At 68.5% G+C, this 23,920-nt stretch carries 23 protein-coding genes; 7 read left to right on the forward strand and 16 right to left on the reverse strand.

Annotated elements, in window-relative coordinates; all coding sequences use genetic code 11:
- Nucleotides 1-16: 16 nt before the first annotated feature.
- Nucleotides 17-1,660: a 3-(methylthio)propionyl-CoA ligase gene (locus VES41_RS22040; RefSeq protein WP_324821509.1), complete on the reverse strand. Its 1,644-nt coding sequence runs from the start codon at nucleotides 1,658-1,660 to the stop codon at nucleotides 17-19.
- Between the two features lie 203 nt (nucleotides 1,661-1,863).
- Here VES41_RS22040 and msrB point away from each other — a divergent pair, with 203 nt between their 5' ends.
- The 4 genes from msrB to VES41_RS22060 all read left to right on the forward strand — a co-directional run bounded on the left by msrB (nucleotide 1,864) and on the right by VES41_RS22060 (nucleotide 3,989).
- Nucleotides 1,864-2,277 carry a peptide-methionine (R)-S-oxide reductase MsrB gene (msrB, locus tag VES41_RS22045; RefSeq protein ID WP_324821511.1) on the forward strand — a complete coding sequence of 138 codons (414 nt, stop codon included), beginning with the start codon at nucleotides 1,864-1,866 and terminating at the stop codon, nucleotides 2,275-2,277.
- A gap of 36 nt (nucleotides 2,278-2,313) precedes the next feature.
- Entirely contained in the window at nucleotides 2,314-2,853 is a 540-nt protein-coding gene (locus VES41_RS22050) for a septation protein A (protein WP_324821513.1), read from the forward strand.
- Nucleotides 2,846-3,133 carry a BolA family protein gene (locus VES41_RS22055; RefSeq protein WP_324821515.1) on the forward strand — a complete coding sequence of 96 codons (288 nt, stop codon included), beginning with the start codon at nucleotides 2,846-2,848 and terminating at the stop codon, nucleotides 3,131-3,133. The genes VES41_RS22050 and VES41_RS22055 overlap by 8 nt, the downstream gene beginning before the upstream one ends.
- Nucleotides 3,134-3,203: 70 nt before the next feature.
- The gene (locus VES41_RS22060; protein ID WP_324821516.1) at nucleotides 3,204-3,989 is read left to right on the forward strand and encodes a peptidylprolyl isomerase; all 786 of its coding nucleotides are present in this window, start codon (nucleotides 3,204-3,206) and stop codon (nucleotides 3,987-3,989) included.
- Nucleotides 3,990-4,091: 102 nt separating this feature from the next.
- Here VES41_RS22060 and VES41_RS22065 read toward each other — a convergent pair whose 3' ends face one another.
- The 4 genes from VES41_RS22065 to purL all read right to left on the reverse strand — a co-directional run bounded on the left by VES41_RS22065 (nucleotide 4,092) and on the right by purL (nucleotide 9,807).
- On the reverse strand, nucleotides 4,092-4,373 hold the full coding sequence (locus VES41_RS22065) for a hypothetical protein (RefSeq protein WP_324821519.1): 282 nt from the start codon (nucleotides 4,371-4,373) through the stop codon (nucleotides 4,092-4,094).
- A gap of 40 nt (nucleotides 4,374-4,413) precedes the next feature.
- Nucleotides 4,414-4,749 carry a YciI family protein gene (locus VES41_RS22070; protein WP_324821521.1) on the reverse strand — a complete coding sequence of 112 codons (336 nt, stop codon included), beginning with the start codon at nucleotides 4,747-4,749 and terminating at the stop codon, nucleotides 4,414-4,416.
- 89 nt (nucleotides 4,750-4,838) lie between these two features.
- On the reverse strand, nucleotides 4,839-5,684 hold the full coding sequence (gene ygiD, locus VES41_RS22075) for a 4,5-DOPA dioxygenase extradiol (protein ID WP_324821523.1): 846 nt from the start codon (nucleotides 5,682-5,684) through the stop codon (nucleotides 4,839-4,841).
- 4 nt (nucleotides 5,685-5,688) lie between these two features.
- Nucleotides 5,689-9,807 (reverse strand): phosphoribosylformylglycinamidine synthase, encoded by a 4,119-nt coding sequence (purL, locus tag VES41_RS22080; RefSeq protein ID WP_324821525.1) that lies wholly within the window; start codon nucleotides 9,805-9,807, stop codon nucleotides 5,689-5,691.
- A 47-nt stretch (nucleotides 9,808-9,854) separates the two neighbouring features.
- Here purL and map point away from each other — a divergent pair, with 47 nt between their 5' ends.
- Both map and VES41_RS22090 read left to right on the forward strand, forming a co-directional pair.
- Nucleotides 9,855-10,673 (forward strand): type I methionyl aminopeptidase, encoded by an 819-nt coding sequence (map, locus tag VES41_RS22085; RefSeq protein ID WP_324821528.1) that lies wholly within the window; start codon nucleotides 9,855-9,857, stop codon nucleotides 10,671-10,673.
- Between the two features lie 47 nt (nucleotides 10,674-10,720).
- Nucleotides 10,721-13,312, forward strand: a complete 2,592-nt coding sequence (locus tag VES41_RS22090) for a [protein-PII] uridylyltransferase (protein WP_324821529.1) — start codon at nucleotides 10,721-10,723, stop codon at nucleotides 13,310-13,312.
- A 15-nt stretch (nucleotides 13,313-13,327) separates the two neighbouring features.
- Here the strand turns inward: VES41_RS22090 and VES41_RS22095 are convergent, their stop codons facing one another.
- Together VES41_RS22095 and oxlT are read right to left on the reverse strand one after the other, a co-directional pair.
- Nucleotides 13,328-13,585 carry a hypothetical protein gene (locus tag VES41_RS22095; protein ID WP_324821531.1) on the reverse strand — a complete coding sequence of 86 codons (258 nt, stop codon included), beginning with the start codon at nucleotides 13,583-13,585 and terminating at the stop codon, nucleotides 13,328-13,330.
- Between the two features lie 129 nt (nucleotides 13,586-13,714).
- Nucleotides 13,715-15,067 (reverse strand): oxalate/formate MFS antiporter, encoded by a 1,353-nt coding sequence (gene oxlT, locus VES41_RS22100; protein ID WP_324821533.1) that lies wholly within the window; start codon nucleotides 15,065-15,067, stop codon nucleotides 13,715-13,717.
- Nucleotides 15,068-15,132: 65 nt separating this feature from the next.
- Here oxlT and VES41_RS22105 point away from each other — a divergent pair, with 65 nt between their 5' ends.
- A complete protein-coding gene (locus VES41_RS22105; RefSeq protein WP_324821535.1) occupies nucleotides 15,133-15,411 on the forward strand; it encodes a hypothetical protein in 279 nt (92 codons plus the stop codon).
- Here VES41_RS22105 and VES41_RS22110 read toward each other — a convergent pair.
- The 9 genes from VES41_RS22110 to VES41_RS22150 form a co-directional block, all read right to left on the reverse strand.
- Entirely contained in the window at nucleotides 15,390-15,533 is a 144-nt protein-coding gene (locus tag VES41_RS22110) for a hypothetical protein (protein WP_324821537.1), read from the reverse strand. The two genes, VES41_RS22105 and VES41_RS22110, sit on opposite strands and share 22 nt — an antisense overlap.
- A gap of 28 nt (nucleotides 15,534-15,561) precedes the next feature.
- Nucleotides 15,562-16,302, reverse strand: coding sequence for a hypothetical protein (locus VES41_RS22115; RefSeq protein WP_324821539.1), 741 nt, complete (start codon nucleotides 16,300-16,302; stop codon nucleotides 15,562-15,564).
- Nucleotides 16,303-16,524: 222 nt separating this feature from the next.
- The gene (locus tag VES41_RS22120; protein WP_324821541.1) at nucleotides 16,525-17,097 is read right to left on the reverse strand and encodes a DUF2939 domain-containing protein; all 573 of its coding nucleotides are present in this window, start codon (nucleotides 17,095-17,097) and stop codon (nucleotides 16,525-16,527) included.
- Nucleotides 17,094-18,467: a hypothetical protein gene (locus tag VES41_RS22125; protein ID WP_324821543.1), complete on the reverse strand. Its 1,374-nt coding sequence runs from the start codon at nucleotides 18,465-18,467 to the stop codon at nucleotides 17,094-17,096. Before VES41_RS22125 ends, VES41_RS22120 begins: the two co-directional genes overlap by 4 nt.
- Complete coding sequence (locus VES41_RS22130; RefSeq protein ID WP_324821545.1) at nucleotides 18,464-20,179, reverse strand: VWA domain-containing protein; 1,716 nt, start codon at nucleotides 20,177-20,179, stop codon at nucleotides 18,464-18,466. The genes VES41_RS22125 and VES41_RS22130 overlap by 4 nt, the downstream gene beginning before the upstream one ends.
- Nucleotides 20,179-21,246: a VWA domain-containing protein gene (locus VES41_RS22135; protein WP_324821547.1), complete on the reverse strand. Its 1,068-nt coding sequence runs from the start codon at nucleotides 21,244-21,246 to the stop codon at nucleotides 20,179-20,181. The genes VES41_RS22130 and VES41_RS22135 overlap by 1 nt, the downstream gene beginning before the upstream one ends.
- Nucleotides 21,233-21,847, reverse strand: a complete 615-nt coding sequence (locus tag VES41_RS22140; protein WP_324821549.1) for a DUF4381 domain-containing protein — start codon at nucleotides 21,845-21,847, stop codon at nucleotides 21,233-21,235. Before VES41_RS22140 ends, VES41_RS22135 begins: the two co-directional genes overlap by 14 nt.
- Nucleotides 21,844-22,881 (reverse strand): DUF58 domain-containing protein, encoded by a 1,038-nt coding sequence (locus VES41_RS22145; protein ID WP_414719210.1) that lies wholly within the window; start codon nucleotides 22,879-22,881, stop codon nucleotides 21,844-21,846. The genes VES41_RS22140 and VES41_RS22145 overlap by 4 nt, the downstream gene beginning before the upstream one ends.
- Before the next feature lie 40 nt (nucleotides 22,882-22,921).
- A complete protein-coding gene (locus tag VES41_RS22150; RefSeq protein WP_324821551.1) occupies nucleotides 22,922-23,905 on the reverse strand; it encodes a MoxR family ATPase in 984 nt (327 codons plus the stop codon).
- Between the last annotated feature and the right edge of the window lie 15 nt (nucleotides 23,906-23,920).

Raw genomic sequence — 23,920 nt, forward strand, 5'->3', positions numbered from 1 at the left:
CCGGTCCGCGGCACGCTCAAAGGCCGGGCAATTTGTAGTCCTTGAGCGTCTCGCGCAGGCGGGTCTTGAGGATCTTCCCGGTCGCGCCCAGCGGGATGGCTTCCACAAAGACGACGTCATCCGGAATTTGCCACTTGGCCGTCTTGCCTTCGTAGAACCCGAGCAGTTCCTCGCGCGTGACCTCGGCGCCGGGCTTCTTGACCACGACGACGATCGGCCGCTCGTCCCACTTGGGGTGGAATACCCCGACGCAGGCGGCCATCGCCACCGACGGATGCGCCACGGCAATGTTCTCCACGTCGATCGAGCTGATCCATTCGCCGCCGGACTTGATCACGTCCTTGCTGCGGTCGGTGATCTGCAGGAAGCCATCGGGGTCGATGGTGGCCACGTCCCCCGTGGGGAACCAGCCGCTGCCGTTGGCGTCCTTGACCAGCGGATCGCCGCCCTCGCCCTTGAAATACGACTTGACCACCCAGGGGCCCTGCACCAGCAGGTCGCCCGGTGTCTGGCCGTCCCACGGCAGGTCCTGGCCGTTGCCGTCCACCACTTTCATGTCGACGCCGCAGATCGCGCGGCCCTGCTTCAGGCGGATCTGCAGCTGCTCCTGCGGCGGCATTTCGGTGTGCTTGTTCTTGAGCGTGCACAGCGTGCCCAGGGGCGACATCTCGGTCATGCCCCAGGCGTGCAGCACCTCCACTCCGTACTCGTCCTGGAAGGCCCGGATCATCGCCGGCGGGCAGGCAGAGCCGCCGATGACGGTGCGGTTGAGGGTGGAAAAACGCAGGCCCTGCGGCTTCATGTGCATCAGCAGCATCTGCCAGACGGTCGGCACGCCCGCGGCGAAGGTCACCTTTTCCTGCTCGATCAGCTCGTACACCGACTTGCCGTCGAGTCCCGCGCCGGGAAAGACCAGCTTGCAGCCCGTCAGGGCGGCCGAGTACGGAATGCCCCAGGCGTTGACGTGGAACATCGGCACCACCGGCAGGACCGAGTCGCGGGCCGACAAGCGCATGACGTCGGGCAGCGCCGCCGCATAGGCATGCAGCACGGTCGAGCGATGGCCGTACAGGGCACCCTTGGGATTGCCCGTGGTGCCGCTCGTGTAGCACAGGCTGGAGGCCGAGTTCTCGTCGAAGATCGGCCAGACGTAGTCGTCGGGCTGCGCGCCGATCCAGGCCTCGTAGCTCACCAGGTTGGGCACGCCGGTGTCCGCCGGCAGCTTGTCGGCGTCGCACAGCGCGACCCATTGGCGTACCGTCGGGCAGCGCGCGTGCACGGCCTGCACGAGCGGCAGGAAGGTCATGTCGAACGCCAGCACCTGGTCCTCGGCGTGATTGACGATCCAGGCGATCTGGTCCGGGTGCAGCCGCGGGTTGATGGTGTGCAGCACGCGCCCGGAACCGGACACGCCGTAGTACAGCTCGAGGTGGCGGTAGCCATTCCAGGCCAGCGTGGCGACGCGGTCGGAAAAGCCAAGCTTCGCAGCGTCCAGCGCATTGGCCACCTGGCGCGCGCGGCGGGCCACGTCCGCCCAGGTGTAGCGGTGGATGTCACCCTCGACCCGGCGCGACACGATCTCGCCATCGCCGTGGTGGCGCTCGGCGAAGGTCAGCAGGGACGAGATCAGCAGGGGGTGGTCCTGCATCAGGCTCAGCATCGAAATGTCTCCTCGGATTGCACATGAAAAACAATGCGGAAGTATTGCGCAGCGCACAAAGCCGCCCAGTGCGGGAATGCCCTAGCGCCGTGCCTGCCGGCTGCCCAAAGCCCTTCCGCCCGTGTGCCTTTCAATGCCCGCCGGCCGGGCCAATTGCGCCCGGCGCCGCGGCCCGGCGCGCGACTCGCGCGACAATGTGCGCCATGACCTATCCCGTGAACAAGACCGAGGCCGAGTGGAAGGCGGAACTGGCCCGCAAGGGCGCCGAGCCCGGCGCCTTCGAAGTCACCCGCCACGCTGCCACCGAACGCCCCTTTACCGGCAAGTACGAGGCAGAGTGGGCCGACGGCACCTATCACTGCATCTGCTGCGGCGCCAAGCTGTTCGAGGCGGGCGCCAAGTTCGACGCCGGCTGCGGCTGGCCGAGCTTCGACCGCGAGGCCGTTCCCGGCGCCATCAAGAACGTGGTCGACCGTTCTCACGGCATGGAGCGCACCGAAAACGTGTGTGCCAATTGCGGCGCCCACCTCGGCCACGTGTTCCCCGACGGGCCCACCGATACCGGCCTGCGCTACTGCATGAATTCGGCGTCGCTGGATTTCAAGCCCAAGGACTGACACCCAGGCAGCCCCCGGCCCGCCCTGCCCCGACTCATGAAACTCCTGCTCGACTTCCTGCCGATCCTGCTGTTCTTCGGCGCTTTCAAGTTCTACGACATCTACGTCGCCACCGGCGTCCTGATGGCCGCCACCGTGGTGCAGATGACCATCATCTGGTTCATCGACCGCAAGCTGCAGCCGATGCACAAGGTCACCCTGGTGCTGATCCTGCTGTTCGGCAGCCTGACGCTGGCGCTGCACGACGACCGCTTCATCAAGTGGAAGCCGACCGTGCTCTATGCCGCCATGGGCATTGCCCTGGCCGTGGCCTACTGGGCCCTGAAGAAGAACTTCCTCAAGATGCTGCTGGGCAGCCAGATGGCGCTGCCCGACCGGGTGTGGGCCCGGCTCAACGTGGCCTGGATCGGCTACTGCCTGTTCATGTCGGCCGTCAATGGCTGGGTCGCGGCCTTCTACAGCACCGAGGCCTGGGTCAATTTCAAGCTGTGGGGCTATGTCTTCCCGATCGCCTTCCTGATCGCGCAGGGCATCTACGTTGCGCCGCACCTCAAGTCCGACGAACCCAATGCCTGACCATTCGCCCACGGACGCACCGCCGCCCACCGCCGCCGAGATCGAGGCGTTGCTGCGCGCCGCGCTCGCTCCGACCCGGCTGGAAGTCATCGACGAGAGCGCACTCCACGCCGGCCATTCGGGGGCCAACGGACTCGGCTGGGGGACGCACTTCAGGGTGCGCATCGACTCCCCGCTGTTCGCCGGAAAGCCCCGTGTGGCGCGGCATCGCCTTGTGTATGATGCAACTCACGATCTGATGGCGCGGGGGCTGCATGCCCTGGCCATCGAAGTGCTCTAGGTCGCGAGGCCGGGCACCCATCGCACCCCGCCGCCACGCGGCGTAACAAAACCTCCCTTTCTTGCTTCCCATGAAGAAACAGTTCTTGAAGGTCGCTGCGACCGCGGCGCTCCTGGGCGCCTTGTCCGTGGCCGCGCAGGCGCAAAACATCGCCATCGTCAATGGCCAGCCGGTGCCCAAGTCCCGCATGGACGCATTGGCAGAGCAGCTCAAGGCTGCCGGCCGCCCGGTCACCCCGGAAATGGAGCCGGCGCTCAAGGAAGAGATCGTCATGCGCGAAGTCTTCATGCAGGCCGCCCGCGAAAAGGGCCTGGACAAGACGGACCTGTACAAGTCGCAGGTCGACCTGATGCGCCAGGCGATCCTGATCCGCCAGCTGTTCGAGGACTACACCAAGACGCATCCGATCACGGACGCCCAGATCCAGGCCGAGTACGACAAGTTCGCCGCCGCCAACAGCGGCAAGGAATACAAGGTCCGCCATATCCTGGTCGAGAACGAGGACCAGGCCAAGAAGATCATTGCCGACCTGAAGAAGGGCGGCAAGTTCGAGGACATCGCCAAGAAGCAGAGCAAGGACCCGGGCTCGGCAGCCAACGGCGGCGACTTGGACTGGGCTTCGCCCGCCAGCTTCGTGCCCGAGTTTTCCGAGGCCATGACCAAGCTGGACAAGGGCCAGATGACGCAGACGCCGGTGAAGTCGCAGTTCGGCTGGCACATCATCCGCGTCGACGACGTGCGCCAGGCCAAGCTGCCCTCGCTGGCCGAACTCAAGCCCCAGATCTCGCAGCAGCTGCAGCAGCAACAGCTGCAGAAGTTCCAGGAAGACCTGCGCGCCAAGGCCAAGGTCGAGTAATCGCATCGTCCGGCAACCGCGCGACGCCCAAACCAGGCGTTGCACCGGGCCTGGTCGACCCCCGCGTCACTCGTGGCCGGGGGTCTTGCTTTTTGTGGGCGGCTACTGGCGCTTGATCCGGCAGTAGCCGGCAAAGCTTTCCTCGGCAAAGCCCACCCTGTTGGACAGTTCCGACGGTCTCTGGCAGCTGCCGGCGCGCGGGCACCACTGGTAGCCGGCCGACAGGTCGCAGCCGTTGGCATCGATGCCGCTTCCCGGCACCGCAGGCGCCGGCGGCGCAGGAGCGGCACAGCCGCCCACCATCAATGCGACTGACAGCGAAAACGCCGCCGCGCGCCAAACGCGAACGACACTGCTTCGCAAGGGCGATCCGGACTTTTGCATGCCGGCATTGTTGCGCACTTCGCACCCGGAGCCCAAGGGATCAGCCGCCACCGGGTTCGCGCAGCGCCCTGATCTCGATATAGCCTTCGGCACGGGCGCATGGCGTCTTGGCGACAAGGCGAACCACCTCTTCCAGGTCCTGCGCCTCTATGACGGAGAAGCCGGCAAGCGGAAGGTCAGGCTTCGCGAATGACCCGTCGGCCACCCGGGTGTTGCCGTCCCAGCTGGTCACCGTGCTGACCTCCGTTCGAACGGCGGACATCAGGTTGCCGCGGGCCCGAATGGCCGCGTCGGCAGCCAGAACGTCGTCCTTGTCGGAGGCACTCAGGCGATTCCACCCGGCCTCGTCGCCATACGCCAAACACAGGAATTTCATGTCTAGCTCCAAAACGGCCGCGCCCATCGGCTGGCGCGCACGGAACCGCGCGGTATGCCGGCTCAGAGTCTCATTCTGCTCCGAGCTTGTCAGGCTGCGTCCCAGAGCACCGACCGCATCGAGATGGAGGCGGCCTGGAACCCCTGGTTGAAGAAGCGCGGGGCGTCCTTGTCGGGGTCCACGGCCCCGGCCGCATGGAGCAGCGGCAGGTAATGTTCGTGCGTGGGATGCGCCTCGCGCGCCACCGCGCCCAGTTGCTGGAATCCGTCCAGCTGGTCGAGTTTTCCCTGCCGGATCCAGTCGCCGACCACGCTGTCGAACTCCACCGCCCAGTCGTAGGCCTGGTCGTCCGGAACGTCGAAGCGGATGGCGCGCAGGTTGTGGACGATGTTGCCGCTGCCGACGATCAGCACCCCGCGCTCTCGCAGCCCCTGCAGCTGGCGCGCCAGCGCGAAATGCTCGGCCGGCGACCGCGCGTAATCCATGCTCAGCTGCACGACCGGGATGCGCGCCTCGGGAAACATGGGCATCAGCACCGACCAGGCCCCGTGATCCAGGCCCCAGTGCTCCAGGTCGAGACCCAGCGCGGCGCCATGGTCGGGCTGGCGCAGCGCCTGCGCGATCTCCGCGGCCGCCTGCGGCGCGCCGGGCGCGGGGTACTGCTGGGCGAACAGCGCCTGCGGAAACCCACCGAAGTCGTGGATGGTCCTGGGGCGGTCCATGCCGGTGAGCCACCAGCCGCCGCGCGTGAGCCAGTGCGCCGAGATGCACAGGATCAGCTGCGGCTGCGGGTAGCGCGCGCCGAATTCCTGTCCAACGGCCTGCCATCGGCGCCGCCAGGCGTTGTCGTCGATCGCGTTCATGGGGCTGCCGTGGCCGATGAATAGCACCGGCATGCGCGGCGACGCCTTCAGTTCGGGGGCCGTGGCATCCATGACGCTACCCGACCCACCTGCGGGCGTTGTGCCAGATCTGCATCCAGGGGCTGAACGCGCTCTTGTCGCCGGGCGTCCAGCTCATCTGCACGTTGCGGAAGACGCGCTCGGGATGCGGCATCAGCGCGGTAAAGCGGCCATCGGCCGTGGTCACCGCCGTCAGGCCGCCGGGGCTGCCGTTGGGGTTGAACGGGTAGCGCTCGGTCGCCACGCCCTGGCTGTCGACATAGCGCATGGCGGCGATGGCACGGGCGGCGTCCCCACGGTGGCCGAAGTTGGCGTAGCCCTCGCCATGCGCCACTGCGATCGGCAGCCGGGCGCCAGCCATGCCGGCAAGGAAGATGCTGGGCGAGTCCAGCACTTCTACCTGCGACAGCCGTGCCTCGAAGCGCTCGCTCCGGTTGGTGGTGAAGCGCGGCCAGTCCTGGGCGCCGGGAATGATGTCGGCCAGTTCGGCGAACATCTGGCAGCCGTTGCACACGCCGAGCCCGAAGGTGTCGCCGCGCGCGAAGAACGACTGGAACTGCGCCGACAGGCGCGGGTTGAAAGTGATCGAGCGGGCCCAGCCGATGCCGGCGCCGAGCGTGTCGCCGTAGCTGAAGCCGCCGCAGGCCACCACGCCCCGGAACCCCGCCAGGTCGGCGCGGCCGGCATGCAGGTCGCTCATGTGCACGTCGAACGCGTCGAAGCCGGCCTCGGTGAAGGCATAGGCCATCTCCACGTGCGAATTGACGCCCTGCTCGCGCAGGATGGCCACGCGCGGGCGGTTGGCCAGCACCGCCGGCGCCTGCGGCAGCGGGGTGGGAAGGTGCAAGTGCAGGCCGTCGTCCTGCGGGTCGCCGGCGGCGGCATGTTCCTGGTCGGCGCAGTCCGGGTTGTCGCGTTCGCGGGCGATCTTCCAGCTGACCGAATCCCAGACCTGATGCAGGTCCTGCAGGCTGGCGCCGAAGACCGACTTGGCGTCGCGCCACACTTCGATCCGGCCCTTGCCGGCGTCGATCGGCGAGACGGCCGGGCGGGTCTTGCCGACGAAGTGGCTGCAGGCCGACAGGCCATGCGCGCGCAAGGTCTGCATGACCTCGTTGCGCTCGGCGGTACGCACTTGCAGCAGCATGCCGAGCTCCTCGGTGAACAGCGCCTTGAGGGTCAGTTCCTCGCGCCGCGCGCTGACCTGGCTGGCCCAGTTCTTCGCATCGCCGAACTCGGCACGGCTGTCGCTGATGCCGTCGCCCTCGGTCACCAGCATGTCCACGTTCAATGCCACGCCGACCTGGCCGGCAAAGGCCATCTCGCAGGCAGCGGCGAACAGGCCGCCGTCGCTGCGGTCGTGCATCGCCAGGATGCGGCCCTGGCCGCGCAGTTCGTTCACGGCCGCGACCAGGCGCACCAGGTCCTGCGGATCGTCCAGGTCAGGCACCGTGTCGCCTGCCTGGCCGAGGATCTGCGCCAGGATGCTGCCGGCCATGCGATGGCGCCCGCGGCCCAGGTCGACCAGCACCAGTGTGGTGTCCGCGGTGGTGCTGTCGAGTTGCGGGGTGAGCGTGCCGCGCACGTCGTCGATCGACGCGAAGGCGGTCACGATCAGGCTCACCGGAGAGGTCACCTGCTTGTCCTGCCCGCCCTCCTTCCACTGGGTGCGCATGGACAGGGAGTCCTTGCCCACGGGAATGGAGACGCCCAGGGCCGGGCACAGCTCGAGGCCGACCGCCTTGACGGTGGCGTACAGCGCGGCGTCCTCGCCGGGCTCGCCGCATGCGGCCATCCAGTTGGCGGACAGCTTGACGCGCGGCAGCTCGATCGGCGCGGCCAGCAGGTTGGTGATCGCCTCGGCCACCGCCATGCGCCCGGAGGCCGGGGCGTCGTGCGCGGCCAGCGGCGTGCGCTCGCCCATGCTCATCGCCTCGCCGGCAAAGCCGCGGTAGTCGGCCAGGGTGACGGCACAGTCCGCCACCGGAACCTGCCACGGCCCGACCATCTGGTCGCGGTGGGTGTAGCCGCCGACGGTCCGGTCGCCGATGGTGACCAGGAACCGCTTGGACGCCACGGTGGGGTGCGACAGCACGTCGATCGCCGCCTGCTGCAGGCTGACGCCGGTCAGGTCCAGCGGCCGGCACTGGCGCGCGACGGTCGTCACGTCGCGGTGCATCTTGGGCGGCTTGCCCAGCAGCACGTCCATGGGCATGTCGACCGCGTCCGGGTCTGCCGCGCCTTCGTCGGTCAGCCGCAGCTGGCGCTCCTCGGTCGCGACGCCGACCACGGCGAACGGACAGCGCTCGCGCTCGCAGAAGGCGGTGAACTGCGCCAGCGACTCGGGTGCGATGGCCAGCACGTAGCGCTCCTGGCTCTCGTTGCACCAGATCTCCTTGGGGGCCAGGCCGGATTCCTCCAACGGCACGGCCGACAGGTCGAAGCGCGCGCCGCGGCCGGCGTCGTTCGTGATCTCGGGAAAGGCATTCGACAGCCCCCCGGCGCCGACGTCGTGGATGGCCAGGATTGGGTTCGCGTCTCCCTGGCGCCAGCAATGGTCGATGACCTCCTGCGCGCGCCGTTCGATCTCCGGATTGCCGCGCTGGACCGAGTCGAAGTCGAGCTCGGCGGCATTGACGCCGGTGGCCATGGAACTGGCGGCGCTTCCGCCCATGCCGATGCGCATGCCCGGCCCGCCCAGCTGGATCAGGAGCGTGCCGGCCGGGAACCGCACCTTGTGGGTCTGCGACGCATCGATCTGCCCGAGTCCGCCGGCGATCATGATCGGCTTGTGGTAGCCGCGCCGGATGGCGTCGACGTCGCTCTCGACCGTCTGCTCGTATTCGCGGAAGTAGCCCAGCAGGTTGGGCCGGCCGAACTCGTTGTTGAAGGCGGCCCCGCCCAGCGGGCCCTCGGTCATGATCTGCAGCGGGCTCGCGATGTGGTCGGGCTTGCCGTAGCCGCTGTCGCCGGGCCACAGGCGCGAGACCGAAAAACCCGTCAGGCCGGCCTTGGGCTTGGAGCCGCGGCCGGTGGCGCCCTCGTCACGGATCTCGCCGCCGGCCCCGGTCGAGGCGCCCGGGAAGGGCGAGATGGCCGTCGGGTGGTTGTGGGTCTCGACCTTCATCAGCACGTGGTGCTGTGCGCCTTGCGCCCGGTAGCGGGGAGCGCCTTCGCCCTCTCCCATGGGCGCGGCGAAGCGCTCGACCACGTGCCCCTGCATGATGGCCGCGTTGTCCGAATAGGCCACCACCGTGTGCTGCGGATGCTCGCGCTCGGTGTGGCGGATCATCCCGAACAGGCTCAGCGGTTGGCGCTCGCCATCGATGGTGAAGTCGGCATTGAAGATCTTGTGGCGGCAGTGCTCGCTGTTGGCCTGCGCGAACATCATCAGCTCGACGTCGGTCGGGTTGCGGCCGAGCCGGGTGAATGCCTCCACCAGGTAGTCGATCTCGTCGTCCGCCAGGGCCAGGCCGAAGCTGCGGTTGGCCGCCTCCAGCGCGGCGCGCCCGCCGCCGGCGACGTCCACGTGGGCCATCGGCGTGGCCGGCAGTTCCGCGAACAGGGCCTGCGCCTCGCCCAGGGACGGCAGCACGGACTCGGTCATGCGGTCGTGCAACAGGGCACCGACCGCCGCCAGCGCGTCGGGCGACAGTGCCGGCGCACGGTTGAGCAGCGAAGTCCTGAGCGCGAGGCGGTATTCGACCACGCGCTCGACCCGGCGCACGGCCAGGCCGCAGTTGTGGGCGATGTCGGTGGCCTTCGACGCCCAGGGCGAGACGGTGCCCAGCCGGGGCGACACGACCAGGCCGGCGTGCGGGCCCGACGGCATCTGCGCCGGCTCCCCGTAGCTCAGCAGGGCCGCAAAACGCGCCTGCGCATCGTCATCCAGCGGCTGGTCGGTGGCCACCAGGTGGACGAACCGGGCTTCGAGCCCTTCGATGCGCTCGTCCAGTGCCGCCAGGCGCGGCAGCAGCTGGCGCACCCGAAAGTCGCTGAGGGCGCGCGCGCCCGGGAATTGCGTCACATGCAAGGGGGGATGGGGCCGGTCGGAGGTCACGGGCTGCGTCGTGTGGATTGGGCCTTTCGGCCGCGGATGGAAGGGGCGGATTCCGGTAGCGGGCTTGCAACGGGGTCGGCCGCTGACTGGGGCCATCCGCGCAAACCCTGAATTTTAGCGGGCCCGATGGGATAATCCCGGCCATGAGCATCACCTACAAAGACGCCGAGGGCGTGGCGGGCATGCGCGTGGCGTGCCGGCTCGCGTCCGAAGTGCTGGATTACCTCACCCCCCACGTGAAGCCGGGCGTCACCACGAACGAGCTGGACCGGCTGGCCCACGCCTACATCACGCAGGTGCAGGGCGCCATCCCGGCCCCGCTCAACTACATGGGCGCCGGCTCCATCCCCTACCCCAAGTCGATCTGCACGTCGGTCAACCACGTGGTGTGCCACGGCATCCCGAACGACAAGCCGCTCAAGAAGGGCGACATCCTCAACATCGATGTCACCGTCATCAAGGACGGCTGGCACGGCGACACCAGCCGCATGTTCGTGGTGGGCGACGGCTCCATCGCCGCCAAGCGCCTGTCCGCCCTGACCTACGAGGCCATGTGGCACGGCATCGTCAAGGTCAAGCCCGGCGCCAGGCTGGGCGACATCGGCTGGGCCATCCAGCGCTTTGCCGAGAACAACGGGTTCTCGGTGGTGCGCGAGTTCTGCGGCCATGGCATCGGTCGCGGATTCCACGAAGAACCGCAGGTGCTGCACTACGGCAAGCCCGGCACGCTGGAAGAACTCAAGCCCGGCATGACCTTCACCATCGAGCCGATGATCAACGCCGGCCGGCGCGACATCAAGGAGTTCGGCAACGACGGCTGGACCATCGTCACGCGCGACCACTCGCTGTCGGCGCAGTGGGAGCACACCGTCCTGGTCACCGAGACCGGCTACGAGGTGCTGACACTGTCCGCGGGCAGCCCGCCGACACCCGAATTCGTCCGGCAAAGCGTCGCCGCTTGACCGGCAGCGGACGTCACCGGCTGATTCCGCAAGACTGGACGGCGGGCATGGTCGACGTCTCCATGTTGCGCGACGCCTACCGCAGCCACAAGACGGCGGTGTTCGACGCGCTGCGCAGTGCCCATGCCCCGACCCGCAGCGTGCGCGCCGTGCTGCGCCAGCTGGCCGGCCTGGCCGACGAGGCGCTGCGCGCCCTGTGGGCCGACGCCGGGTTCGGCAGCCGCTTCTGCCTGATCGCGGTCGGCGGCTTCGGCCGCGGCGAACTCTTCCCCCACTCCGACGTCGACGTGCTGTTGCTCACGCCCGACGGCGAACCGGTCGCACCCGACGAGGTCGCGCGCATCGAGACATTCATCGGCCACTGCTGGGACGCCGGCCTGGAGATCGGCTCGTCGGTGCGCAACCTCGAGCAATGCCTGGCCGAAGCCGCCAACGACGTCACGGTCCAGACCTCGCTGCTCGAGTCGCGCCTGGTCGCCGGCGACAAGAAGCTCTACGCGACCTTCCGCGAGCGTTTCCATGCGTCCATCGATGGGCAGGAGTTCTTCGCCGCCAAGACGCAGGAGATGCGCCACCGGCACCAGAAGTTCGACAACACGCCGTACGCGCTGGAGCCCAACTGCAAGGAATCGCCCGGCGGCCTGCGCGACCTGCAGGTGATCCTCTGGGTGGCCAAGGCAGCCGGCTTCGGCAACAGCTGGGACGACCTCGCCAAGAACGGCCTGGCCACCGCCTTCGAGGTGCAGCAGATCAAGCGCAACGAGGCGCTTCTCTCGCTCATCCGCGCGCGGCTGCACGTGATCGCCAATCGGCGCGAAGACCGCCTGGTGTTCGACATGCAGACGGCGGTGGCGGCCAGCTTCGGCTATGACGGCGATTCCCAGCGCAAGGCCAGCGAGGCGCTGATGCGCCGCTACTACTGGGCCGCCAAGGCCGTGACGCAGCTCAACGAGATCCTGCTGCTCAACATCGGCGAGCGGCTGTCGCCACAGACGGAAGCGCCGACGCCGATCAACGAGCGCTTCTACGACAAGGGCGGCACCCTCGAGGTGGCCAGCGACGACCTGTACCTGCGCCAGCCGCACGCCATCCTCGAGACCTTCTGGCTCTTCGAGAAGACCGTGGGCATCAAGGGCCTGTCGGCGCGCACGCTTCGCGCGCTCTACAACGCGCGCCACGTGATGGACAGCAAGTTCCGCAACGACCTGGCCAATCACGGGATGTTCATGCGCATCCTGAAGGAGCCGCGCGGCATCACGCATGCCTTCCGGCTGATGAACCAGACTTCGGTGCTGGGACGCTACCTGCGCGTGTTCCGCGACATCGTCGGGCAGATGCAGCACGACCTGTTCCACGTCTACACGGTCGACCAGCACGTGCTGATGGTGCTGCGCAACGTGCGCCGGTTCTTCATCGTCGAGCATGCGCACGAGTACCCCTTCTGCTCGCAGCTCGCCGGTGGCTGGGACAAGCCCTGGGTGCTGTACGTGGCGACGCTCTTCCACGACATCGCCAAGGGCCGCGGCGGCGACCACTCCGTGCTCGGCGCGCGCGACGTGCGGCGGTTCTGCAAGCAGCACGGGATCGAGCGCGAGGACGCCAGGCTCATCGAGTTTCTCGTGGCCTCGCACCTGGTGATGAGCCAGATTGCCCAGAAAAAGGACCTGAGCGACCCGGAGGTGATCGGCGATTTCGCCAGGCTGGTGGGCAGCGAGCGCTACCTGACCGCCCTGTACCTGCTGACCGTGGCCGACATCCGCGGCACCTCGCCGCGCGTGTGGAACGCCTGGAAGGGCAAGCTGCTCGAGGACCTGTACCGGGCCACCTCACGCACCCTCGGCGGGCACATGCCCGATCCCGACGCGCAGGTGGAAGCGCGCAAGCGCGACGCGCTCGCGCAACTGGCGCCGCACGCCCTGCCGTTCGATGCGCACAAGACGCTGTGGAACACGCTCGACGTCGGCTACTTCATGCGCCATGACGCCTCCGAGATCGCCTGGCACGCGCGCCAGCTCTCGCGGCACGTGCCGATGGCCGGCACGCCCGTGGCCCCGAAGACGCCGCCGATCGTGCGCGCCCGCCTCTCGCCCGTGGGCGAAGGCCTGCAGGTGCTGGTCTACACGCCCGACCAACCGGACCTGTTCGCCCGCATCTGCGGCTATTTCGAGCAGGCCTCTTTCAGCATCCTGGACGCGAAGGTGCACACGGCCACCAACGGCTATGCGCTGGACACCTTCCAGGTGGTGACGACGTTCCTGCCCGACCACTACCGCGAGCTGATCAGCATGGTCGAGACCGACCTGGCGATCGCGCTGGCCCAGCCGGGCGAACTGCCGGCGCCCGGCAGGGGCCGGGTGTCCCGCAGGGTCAAGAGCTTTCCGATCAAGCCGCGGGTTACCCTGGCGCCCGACGAAAAGGCGCAGCGCTGGGTGCTCAACATCTCGGCCAGCGACCGCGCGGGGCTGCTCTACTCGGTCGCCCGCGTGCTGGCGCGCCACCACATCAACCTGCAACTGGCCAAGGTGACGACGCTGGGCGAGCGGGTGGAAGACACCTTCCTGATCAGCGGGCCGGCGCTGCAGGCGCACCGCTCGCAGATGGACATCGAGACCGAACTGATCGAAGCTCTCGAAGCCTAGGCGCACCGCGCATCGTCAGGCTGGCGCGCCGCCTCTTTGGTACATGGCCCACCTGATGGTCAGGATGTCCGCAGCGATCTTGGCGGCATTGGCCCCGGCGTAGGAGCCGCCCGGGTCGAACTCGAATCCCTTGCGGTACTGGACGACCTCGAGGTAGTCCTTGTCGAACGTCATCGGCCCCATGATCTCGGCAGGATCGACACCAGTCGGCACCGCCAGGAACTTGTCCGGGTCGGTGGCGCTTTGATAGAGATCGACGGTCAGCAGGCTCATTTGGCAGTTCCTCGGCGATGGATTGGGTCAAGCCACGGAATATTCATCTTGGCCTCGAACCGCCCCGGCTGCAATCGGCGTGAACCTACAGCCGGGGCGTGCTGCCCGCCCCTCCCGCGGGCCCTCCGCCTAGTGCGCCAGTACAGGAGTCTCCGGCCGAGGCTCTTCGGTGCGGACGGTATGGTTGGCCGCCTCGATGTGGGCGCGGCGCATGGGGCGCAGGATGAACCATGCCATCAACGCGGCAAGCGCGTTGAGCGAACTGGCCACGATGAAGACCGCATGCCAGCTGCCGGTCATGCTGACCAGGACGCTCGACAGCGGCACCACCAGCGAAGCCGTGCCCTTGGCGGTGTAGAGCATGCCCGCATTGGACGCCGCGTACTTGCTGCCGAAGGTGTCGGCACAGGTCGAGGGGAACAGGCTGTAGATCTCGCCCCACGCAAAGAAGACCATGCCGGTCAGGATCACGAAGGCCACCGGGTTGTGCCCGTAGTGGTACAGCGCCAGGATGCCGAACGCTTCCAGGCCGAAGGCGATGAACATGGTCAGCTCGCGCCCGACGCGGTCCGATACCCAACCGAAGAAGGGCCGCGTGATCCCGTTGAGCACGCGGTCGATCGCCAGTGCGAAGGTGAGAGCCGGCAGGGTCAGGCCCATGATCGAGACCGGCACGTCGCCGATGTGGAAGTCCTTGGCGATCGGGCCCAGCTGCGCGGTCGCCATCAGGCCGCCGGCGGCGACGATGACGAACATGAAGTACATCACCCAGAACACCGGCGAGCGCGCCACCTCGACGGGCTTGAAGTCGCGCCTGGACTGCAGCACCGAACCGTGCGCCGCGCTCGCTTGGGCCCTCGCCTTGGCCACGACGGCCGAGACCGCCTGGCGCGGATCCGTCAGCATCAGCGCCAGAAGAACCACGATGACGCCCTGCCCGATGCCGAAGTACAGGAAGGCCGATTCGTAGCCGCTCGTCCTGATCATGGCCGAGATCGGCAGGATGGTCAGCGCCGAGCCGGCGCCGAAGCCCGCAGCCGTCAGGCCAGCCGCAAGGCCACGGCGGTCAGGAAACCACTTGAGCGCGTTGCCGACGCAGGTGCCGTACACCGCACCGGCCCCGATGCCGCTGATCGCCGCCGCGACATACAACAACGCGAGCGAGCCGGCCATGGAGTTGAGCACCCAGCCCAGGCCGCAGAACAGACCGCCGACCAACACCACCGGACGCGGGCCGAACCGGTCGACGAGATAGCCCTCGATCGGCACCAGCCAGGTCTCCGTCAGGACGAAGATGGTGAACGCCACCTGGATGGCGGCTCGCGACCAGCCATGCTTCTCTGCAATCGGGTTCACGAAAAGGGTCCAGCCGTACTGCAGGTTGGCGATCATCGCCATGCACACGATGCCCATCAGCAGTTGCATCCATCGGTACGAGGCGGGTCGATCCGCCGTCGTTGCCAACGTGTTGTCTCTTGTCATGTGTTGGTCTCCATTGGTCTATTTGCGACGGAAGTCATTGTGGAAACCTTGCGGCAACAGTCTTCTTGACGGCGATCAAGAATTGCGGAAATCACGCCTTCAATTTCGCGGCATCGTTCGATTGGCTTTCGCCATTGCGTCCCAAAGCAGTCAAAGGAAAACAAAAAAGCCCGGCAACAACCGGGCTTTCGATCACCTTTCAATTAACTTTCATTTGCCTTTCAATTTGCTTTCAGTTTCAGAAAGCCCATAAAAAAGGCCGCGATTCAATCGCGGCCTTTGCTTCGTGCGTGGCGGTCGCCACGCGGTGGTCTTCGAGCCTTCAGCGCGCTGCGCGCGCCTGACGCACCGCCTTGAAGAGCACGACGATGGGCATCACGGCGACCAGTTCGCGCAGGACGCGACCGAATCCACCGGCCACCGGGCTGGTCTGGCTCATGGCGACAAAGCTGGGAGCGGTTCTCATGACGTGATTTCCTGTTGAATTACGAATGTCACAGATTATAGGGTTTACCCTTGTCGTCAGCAACTGCGCTTTCCAACGCCGGGTGCGGCAGCGGGTCGACGGGCCCGGTGAAATATTCGAATTCGCGCAAGCTGCGATAGCGCGATCGTCGTGGCGGTGCGGCTTGCAGACGCAAGGGGCCGAGAAATTCCGGGTGGTCGCGCAGCAGCTTGCGCGCCAGAGTCGAATAGCGCTGCACCCAGGCCTGCAATTCGGCGTACGCACGCGAACTGACGAAGCACTCCGATTCCGACAGCATGTGCGTCTCGCCCATACCGTGGACCACCAGCCCGAATTCGCATGCCACGGCGCGAACACCGTCGAGCGACAGCGCGCCCAGCGAAATGCGGCGCTGGGTGCGGTAATTGCAAATCGCCCACTGGGGCGGCCTGCCCGGCTGGAGGTAGTCGGCACCGAACGTGATCGAGGCGCTACTCAAGGGGCAGTCATCGTCACGGACGACGACGACGGGCCCATTGCGCACCTGGCCCTTGAAGCGCACACCCTCGATGCTCAGGTCGACGAAGCTGCGCCCCTTGATGCTGTGCCGGCGCACGGTGGCCGCGCCCTGTCTTCGCAGCCCACTGAAATATTCCGCCACCCGTTCGCGCATGGCCTGCTTCCAGCGCGCAATCGCGTCCAGGGCGGGGTCGGCCGGCGCGAAGTCGTTCTCGTGCGCGTTGCCGTCTTGTTCATTGCGCGCGTCCTCGCCCAGACGTTCGCTTTGCATCCTTGTCACTTTTCATTCCTCCGCTGAGCGCGCACAGCGGAGGACAGACATGCGGATGCCTTGGCGCCATGGGTCACTTCCGTGTTCGCTTTTTCCGTGAAGCTAACATCCGATTGGCGGGGCGTTCAAACGCGGCCGCGCAATGCGTGACGTACTACTCGGCTCTTCAGCGACGAAAGGAACGATCGCAGGATGCAGCGCGGGGCCGCGCCCGCGCGCGACTCAGTTCTGCGGCAACTGCAGGCCGCTGAGCTTCCACTTCAGCCAACCCGACCGGCGCAGGATGAACCCGCCGCGTCCGGGTGACTGCCGCGACTCCAGCACGATGGTCGAGGCGTCGACACGGTTGAGCCGCGCATCCCAGTCGCCGGCCGCCTTGCCGCCTTGCGCCGCCGTCTGCCAAGCCGCGGGCAACGAAACCTGCCCTGTGAGCGCCTGGCTGGGGTACCCCTCGATCAGCATCGAGAACAGCAACGTGGGCGAGCTGAGCAGCGACACCAGCGGTTCGGCCTGCGCGCTTGCGATGGCGGTGGCGCCCTCGGCCAGCCGCGGACGGCTGTCGGCCCGGGCGCCGCCGCTGAGGACTTCTGCCAGCCGGAACCCCATCGCCAGGCGCACGCTGCGCTGCAGCGCGGGTTGGTCGACTCGCGCCATCAGTGCGTCGACGTCGCGTGCCTGCGCGGCTTTCCTGATCTGATGCACGGTCCAGTACGGGCTGCCGAAATAGGCGCCGGCCACCAGGACGGCGACGCCGGCCACGGCGCCCAGGCTCCACCAAAGCGATCTCTTCTTCATTGCTGACTGCTTGCCATCGGGTTGAGTTGTTGCAATTCATGCGCGTTCAGGCGCCGCCACCCGGTCGCCGTGCGCACGGCTCGCTGCTGTCGCCACCGGCGGTGCGCGGCGCCCAGGGCGGACGATAGCGCGCCGGCGGACCATTGGGCGTCGACGCCGCGCGAAAACAGGTGCCGCTCCAGCGCATCGATCTGCACGCCGAGGGCCTCGTCGCCCACCTGCAGCGCCCACTCGCGCGGCGTGGCACGCGCATGCGCCCTGCTCCAGGCCAGCAAGGCGGCATGGGCGGCCGCCGCGTCGTTGCGGTGGCAGGCTTGCAATACCAGGTCGAACATGTGCGCGTCGGACCGCAAGCGTGCCTGCTGCCTTGCCGCGCGAGCCGCTTGCCAGCGTCTCCTGCGCCGCCAGGCCCAGCCCGACAGCGCCGCCAGCAGCGCGAGCCCCGCCGCCCATGCGGCAACGGTCGCCCACGGAATCCGCCGCCTGACTTGCGCTGCGGTGGCCGGCAGGTCGGGCGCGATGCCCTCGCCCGCGCTTGCCGCGGCCTTGACGTGCACCGTGACTGCGGGCGCCTGGGCGCTGGCGGGCTTGTGGGAGCCCGGATCGAACCAGCGCAGCTCGACAGCCGGCAAGGTGTAGGTTCCCTCCCGCTCGAAAACATAGGTGACCTTGTCGATGCGGCGCCCACCGGTAAAGCCGCCGTCGCGACCCGTGTGGTCGCTCAGTGCAGGGTCGGCGGCGAACACCCGCACGCCCGCGGGCGCATCGAACTGCGGCGGCGGGATCAGCATGGCCTGCGTGTTCCGTGCCTCGACCTGCACCGTGCGCACCAGCGCGTCGCCTGCCGCCAGTCCGCTGGTGTCGCGGTCGAAACGCTGGGTGACCTGTAGCGCGGCCACCGGCAGCACGGCGTCGCCCTCGCGCGCGCCTTCCGGCAGGCGGGCCGTGATGCGCGTGGCCGGCAGTTGCAGGTGCGCGTGTTGCGATGCGCCGCCTTCACCGCTGTAGGTGAAATCGATCGGGACCTGCGGCAGGACGAACTCGCCGGCGCGGCGCGCCACGAACACGTAGCTCTTGCGGATGGTCGCCACGGTCTGTCCACCCGCCTGATCGACCCCATGCGTGCTGCGATCGTCCGGCATGGTGACGATGGCGCCGTCAACGGACAACTGGGGAAATGGCGGCGCGCTGGTGAAGAAATTCGGCGCCGCCACGGTGACCTGGATCTCCACCTGCTGCCCGACCAGCACGGGCTGCGGTCCCAGCACGTTCACCCTGACCTCGGGCGCCGCGGCCCGCGCCGGCGCGCATGCCATGTACACCAGCACGGCGAGTACGACGAAAACCATGCGCCGAAGGTCGAGCGTCATGGCCGACCTCCGGCAGGCGGCTGGGACGCGGGATTGCGCCCGGGCGCCGGGCGCGGCGCGGCGGACGGCTGCGCCGCCTGCAACGCGAACTTGCGCGCCAGCAGCAGCGTCGGCGACGTCTGGATGTTGCGCATCCACATCTCGTCGTCGCCCTGCCCGCCTTCGGTCTGCGTGGCCTTCTTTCCCTTCTTGCCGCGCTGGTCGAACTTGATCTCGTCGGGCTTGAGGTCCGGCTGCTCTTCCTCGCCGTCTTCGTCCTTCTTCTTCTGCTCAGCCAACTGCTGCACCAGGGCCAGGTTGTCGCGCGCGGCCTTCCAGTCGGGCCGGTCCTGCAGCGCCGCCTGGAAGCGCAGCGCGGCTTCCTCGTAGCGTCCCTGCATGGCCACGGCGTCGCCTTCGTTGAAGTCGCCCTGCGCCGAATCGACCTGCGCGAAGACCTGCGCGGCGTCGGCAAAGCGGCCGGCGCGGTACAGCGCCAGGCCGCGCCACATCGGGTCCTCGAACAGCGCCGCGGCCTGCGCATAGCGGCCTTGCTCGAATGCGCGGCGGCCTTGCTGGTCGCGCGTGAGCCACAGGTCGATGAAACGCCACGGCGGGGGCGTCAGGTCGGCGCCGGCCTCGGCGCCGCCGGACGCCTCCGGGGCCTTCGAGCTGACCAATCCCTGCGCCGCTGCGTCACGGGGCATGCCGGCCCCGGCCAGCCCCAGCGCGACGGCCAGCATCCAGGCGCTGATCCAGCGTACCGTCCAGCCCTTGCGGAACCACAGCGCGGCCAGCAGCACGGTGGGCAGCGTCAGCCACCAGCCGGCCTCCTTCCAGCGGCCGCCCGATTCCGCGATCTTCTGCGCCAGATGCGACTGGACACGGTGCTGCACCCATTGCACGTCCTCGTCCCCGTCGAGCGTCACCGTGGCCACCGGCACGTCCGTCTGGCTCTTGAGCCGCTTGAGGGCCTGCAGGTCCAGTCGCGCGAACCCGCCGCCGTCGCCATCTCCGTCCGCGCTGCGTATCGGGCCGCCGCGCTCGGTGCCGAAGGCCAGCACCACCGGCTGGCTGCGGCCGCTGTCGGCCTGCGCCTGCAGCGCCTGGAATGCCCCGGCCTCGACACCGTCGGTGAAGAAGACGATGGTGCCGGGTGTGTCCTCCTTGGACAGTGCCGTGTCGATCGTACGCAGCGCCAGGGCGGTGTTCTTGCCGGGCACCGGCATGATGCGGGTCTGCAGCGCATCGACGAAGGTCTGGATCAGTTGCGCGTCGTCGGTCAGCGGCAGGACCATGTGCGCCGTGCCGGCATAGGCGTAGATGGCGGTGCGCGCACCGCCGCGCTGTGCCAGCAACGCCTTGACCTTGAGCTTGGCGCGCTCGAGCCGCGTCGGGCTGACGTCGACCGCGTTCATGGAGGGAGACAGGTCGATGGCGATGGCCAGCGGTGCCTTCTCCTCGAGAAAGGGAGGCCGCTCGCGCTCCCAGGTAGGCCCGGCGGCGGCGATGGCGCCGACCGCGATCAGCGCTGCGGTGAGATGGACCGGCCGCAGGCGGCGGCGCCGGCCAGGGTCGACGACCAGGGCCTCGAGCAGATGCGGCGAGATCACCTGGCGCCAGCGCCGACGCACGTCCTCGCGCCGGCCGATCGCCCACAGCAGCAACGCTGCCGGCAGCAGCGCCAGCAGCCACCAGGGACGCAGGAAGTGGAACTGGGCCAGCGTCTCCATCACCCGCTCCTGCCACCGGCCTGCGCCGGTGCCGGGTCCGCCTCGAGCGTGGCCGCCTCGATCGCCTCGTCGAGGTTGCGCGGCGCGATCAGGCGCCGGCCCAGCACCACCAGCACCATCACGAGCTGGTAGCCGATGACCATCAGCACCGCGGCACCGAGCGGCCACATGTACAGCTCGCGCCGCGGGCGCCAGGACAGCGTCTTGTGGTTCTGCGGCGTGATGCTGTCGAGCGTCGCATAGACCTGCTCGAGCTCACCCTGGTTGCCGGCGAAGAAGAAGCGCCCGCCGGTGTCGGCGGCCACCTTGCGCAGCAGGTCCAGGTCGACCTTTTCCTCGCCGCTGGCGTTCGGGTCGCCGATGCCGATCGTGTGCACGGTGACGTGACGCTCCTTGGCGATCTGTGCGGCGCGGTCCGGCGGCATCTTGCTGGCGGTGTCGTTGCCGTCGGTCAGCAGGATCATCACCTTCTGCTGCGCCTGGCTGTTGTCGAACATCTTGATGCCCAGCCCAATGGCGTCGCCCATGGCGGTGCGCGGGCCTGCCATGCCGGGCAGCGACTGGTCGATCAGCGCCTGCACCAGCACATGATCCATGGTGAATGGCGCCTGCGGATACGGCGCGTCACCGAACACCACCAGTCCGATGCGGTCGCCCTTGCGGCGCTCGATGAACTCGCCGACTACCTGCCGCACTGCCTCGGCGCGGGTGACCACGGCACCGTCGGGCCGGGTGAAGTCGGGCGTGCTCATCGACTGCGACAGGTCGATCGCCAGCAACAGGTCGCGCGCGGGCTGGATCTTCTCCAGCGGCGGCTCGACGAACTGGGGCCGCGTGAGCGCCAGCACGCACAGCGCCCATGCCAGCGGCGCCACGATCTTCTGCAGCCAGTTGCTGCGCGGCACGACGGCGCCGGCGGCCGGCTTCAGGCCTGCCGCCCGCGCCACCTCGCCGAAGAAAGGCAGCCGGATCGACGCGCTTTCCTCGCGGTACGCCGGCATGAGCCACCAGACGAGCAGCGGCAACGGCAGCAAGGCCAGGAGCCAGGGGTACTCAAGCTGATACATGGCCCTCGATCCATTGGCGCGACGCATCGAGCAGCACGCGCACGTCGTGGGCCGGCACCCGGGCCAGCTGCTGCTGGTCCTGGTATTGCATCTCGCGCACCAGCGGCGCCAGCGCCTGCGCGCCGTGCGTGGCATGCCCGGCATGCACTTCGAGGAATTGCGCCCACGCGGCGCCGCTGAGGGAGGCAACCTGTTCGCGCGGCCAGGCCGACAGGGCGCAGCGCTTGACGAGCACCGGCAGCGCGGTCAACACCGCCGCAGCGTTGTCGGGTTCGAGCTGCCAACGGGCCTCCAGTTGTCGCCATTCGGCCAGAGCGTCGCGCCGGTATCGATTGCGCCACCAGCGGCGCGCGGCACGCCACACCAGCCACAGCACGCCCAGAACCAGCAGGCCGGCAAGGATCTGCCAGCCGAGGGTCTGCGGCAGCCATGCCACGGGCTCGGGCAGGACGGGGTCGGCCAGGCGGGCGATCGAAACCAGTTCGGCGGGCACGGCTGCGGCTGCCCCTGCCGGCACGCTGGACGCGGGCTGCGCGGCGACGGGTGCAGCCGCGATGGCCAGTGCAACCACGACAGCGACGGTGCCGGCGGCGCGCGTCATGCCATCCGTCCGCGCCGCGCCTGCGGCGTGTCCTGGCCGAGCAGGCGTCGCATCTGCGGCGCGGTCTCCTCGGCGGCCGATAACGGCAACACCGGCACGCCGATGGTGTGCCGCCACTCGAACAGTTCGCGGCTGCGGGCATCGACGAACCCGGCAATGCCCCTACGGACCGCGTCACGGCCAAGGCCCAGTTCCACCTGCAGCTCGCCGTCGCTGACCACCAGGTCGCCGGATGCCGGAAGCTCGGTCAGGAACGGGTCGTGCACGATCACGGCCAGCAGGTCGTTGCGCGCCGCGATGCGGCTGAGCAGGTCGCGCGTCACGGCGTCATGCCCGTCGAAGTCACTGATCACCACCACCAGATGATCATGGTGCGCGAGCCGCGCGGCCTGTTGCAGGGCCTCGTTGAGCTGTGCGCCGCCCCGGCCGGCCGGTGCGTCGGCGCGCAGTTGCCGGTTGCGCCGCTCGATCTCGCCGAGCAGTTGCAGCACGGCGTCGCGGCTGCGGTGCGGGCGCAGGTCGGTCACGTCCTCGTCGCCGAACACGAGGCCGCCGACGCGGTCGCCGTCCATCAGGACACGCCAGGCGACGAGCGCGGCTGCCTCGGCCGCGGCCACCGACTTCATCGCGCGGCGGGTGCCGAAGAACATGTTCATGCGCTGGTCCACCAGCAGCAGCGCCGGGCGGTCCTTCTCCTCGGAAAAGACCCGCACGTGCGGCGTGCCGGTGCGCGCGGTGACGCGCCAGTCCATGCTGCGGATGTCGTCCCCCGGCAGGTACAGGCGCAGTTCCTCGAAATCGAGGCCGCGGCCGCGCACCTTGGACGCGTGCCTCCCGGCCAGCACGCTGTGCACCGGCTGGCGCGGCAGGAAGCTGAACTCGCGGGCCGCCATCTCCAGGCTGACGAGCTGCGCGGTGGTGACGTGCACGCCCGGCGCGTCGCTCACCGCGCCGGCCCGGGTGGCGCCGGCAGACGGCGGCGGCGGCACGGCCCGTGCCCGCCCGGCCAGGTGGAGGCGCTTGCGCCAGTCCATCTCGATCGTGCCTTGTCCGGACGAAGCGGCGGGCGCGGCCTCAGGCCACGGCCACCTTCTCCACCAGGCGGTCGATCACGGCGTCGGCGCTGATGTGCGCCGCGTGCGCCTCGTAGGACAGGATCAGGCGATGCCGGAACACCTCGTGCACGATCGCCTGAACGTCGTCGGGCGTGACGTAGTCGCGCCCCTGCAGCCAGGCGTAGGCGCGCGCCACCTTGTCCAGGCCGATCGATCCGCGCGGGCTGACGCCGACCTGGATCCACTGCGCCAGGTCGGCATCGACGGCCGCCGGCGTCCGGGTGGCCTGGACCAGCGCCACGATGTAGCGCTCGACCGCCTCGCTCACCTGCACCGCATGCACTTCGGCGCGGGCGGCGAACACGCTGTCCTGCGCCAGGCGCGGTTCCTGCGCCGCGGCCGGGACGCCAGCACTGCTGGCCGCGGCTTCTTCGCTGCGCGCCAGCTGGACGATCTGCGCCTCGGCGCTGGTTTCCGGGTAGCCGACGTTCAGGTGCATCAGGAAGCGGTCCATCTGCGCCTCGGGCAGCGGATAGGTGCCTTCCTGCTCGATCGGGTTCTGCGTGGCCATCACGAGGAACAGCGGCGGCAGCGGATGCGTGGTGCCGCCCACCGTGATCTGCCGCTCTTCCATGGCCTCGAGCAGCGCGGCCTGCACCTTCGCCGGCGAACGATTCACCTCGTCGGCCAGGATGAGGTTGGCAAAGAGCGGGCCCTGCTGGAAGCGGAACTCGCCCTTGCCGCCTTCGCTGAAATACACCTCGGAGCCAGTGATGTCGGCCGGCAGCAGGTCCGGCGTGAACTGGATGCGGGAGAGTTTCGCGTCCAGGTTCTTCGCCAGGCTCTTGATGGCACGCGTCTTGGCCAGTCCGGGCAGCCCTTCGACCAGCAGGTGGCCGTCGGCCAGAAGGCCCAGCAGCAGGCGCTCGATCATGCGCTCCTGCCCGACGATGGATTGCCCCATCTGGGCCTTCAGGCGAAGTACGTCGTCACGTGCGGTCATGGCGTCCTTTTCCTT

This window comes from Variovorax sp. (assembly GCF_035634955.1).
GTDB lineage: Bacteria > Pseudomonadota > Gammaproteobacteria > Burkholderiales > Burkholderiaceae_C > Variovorax.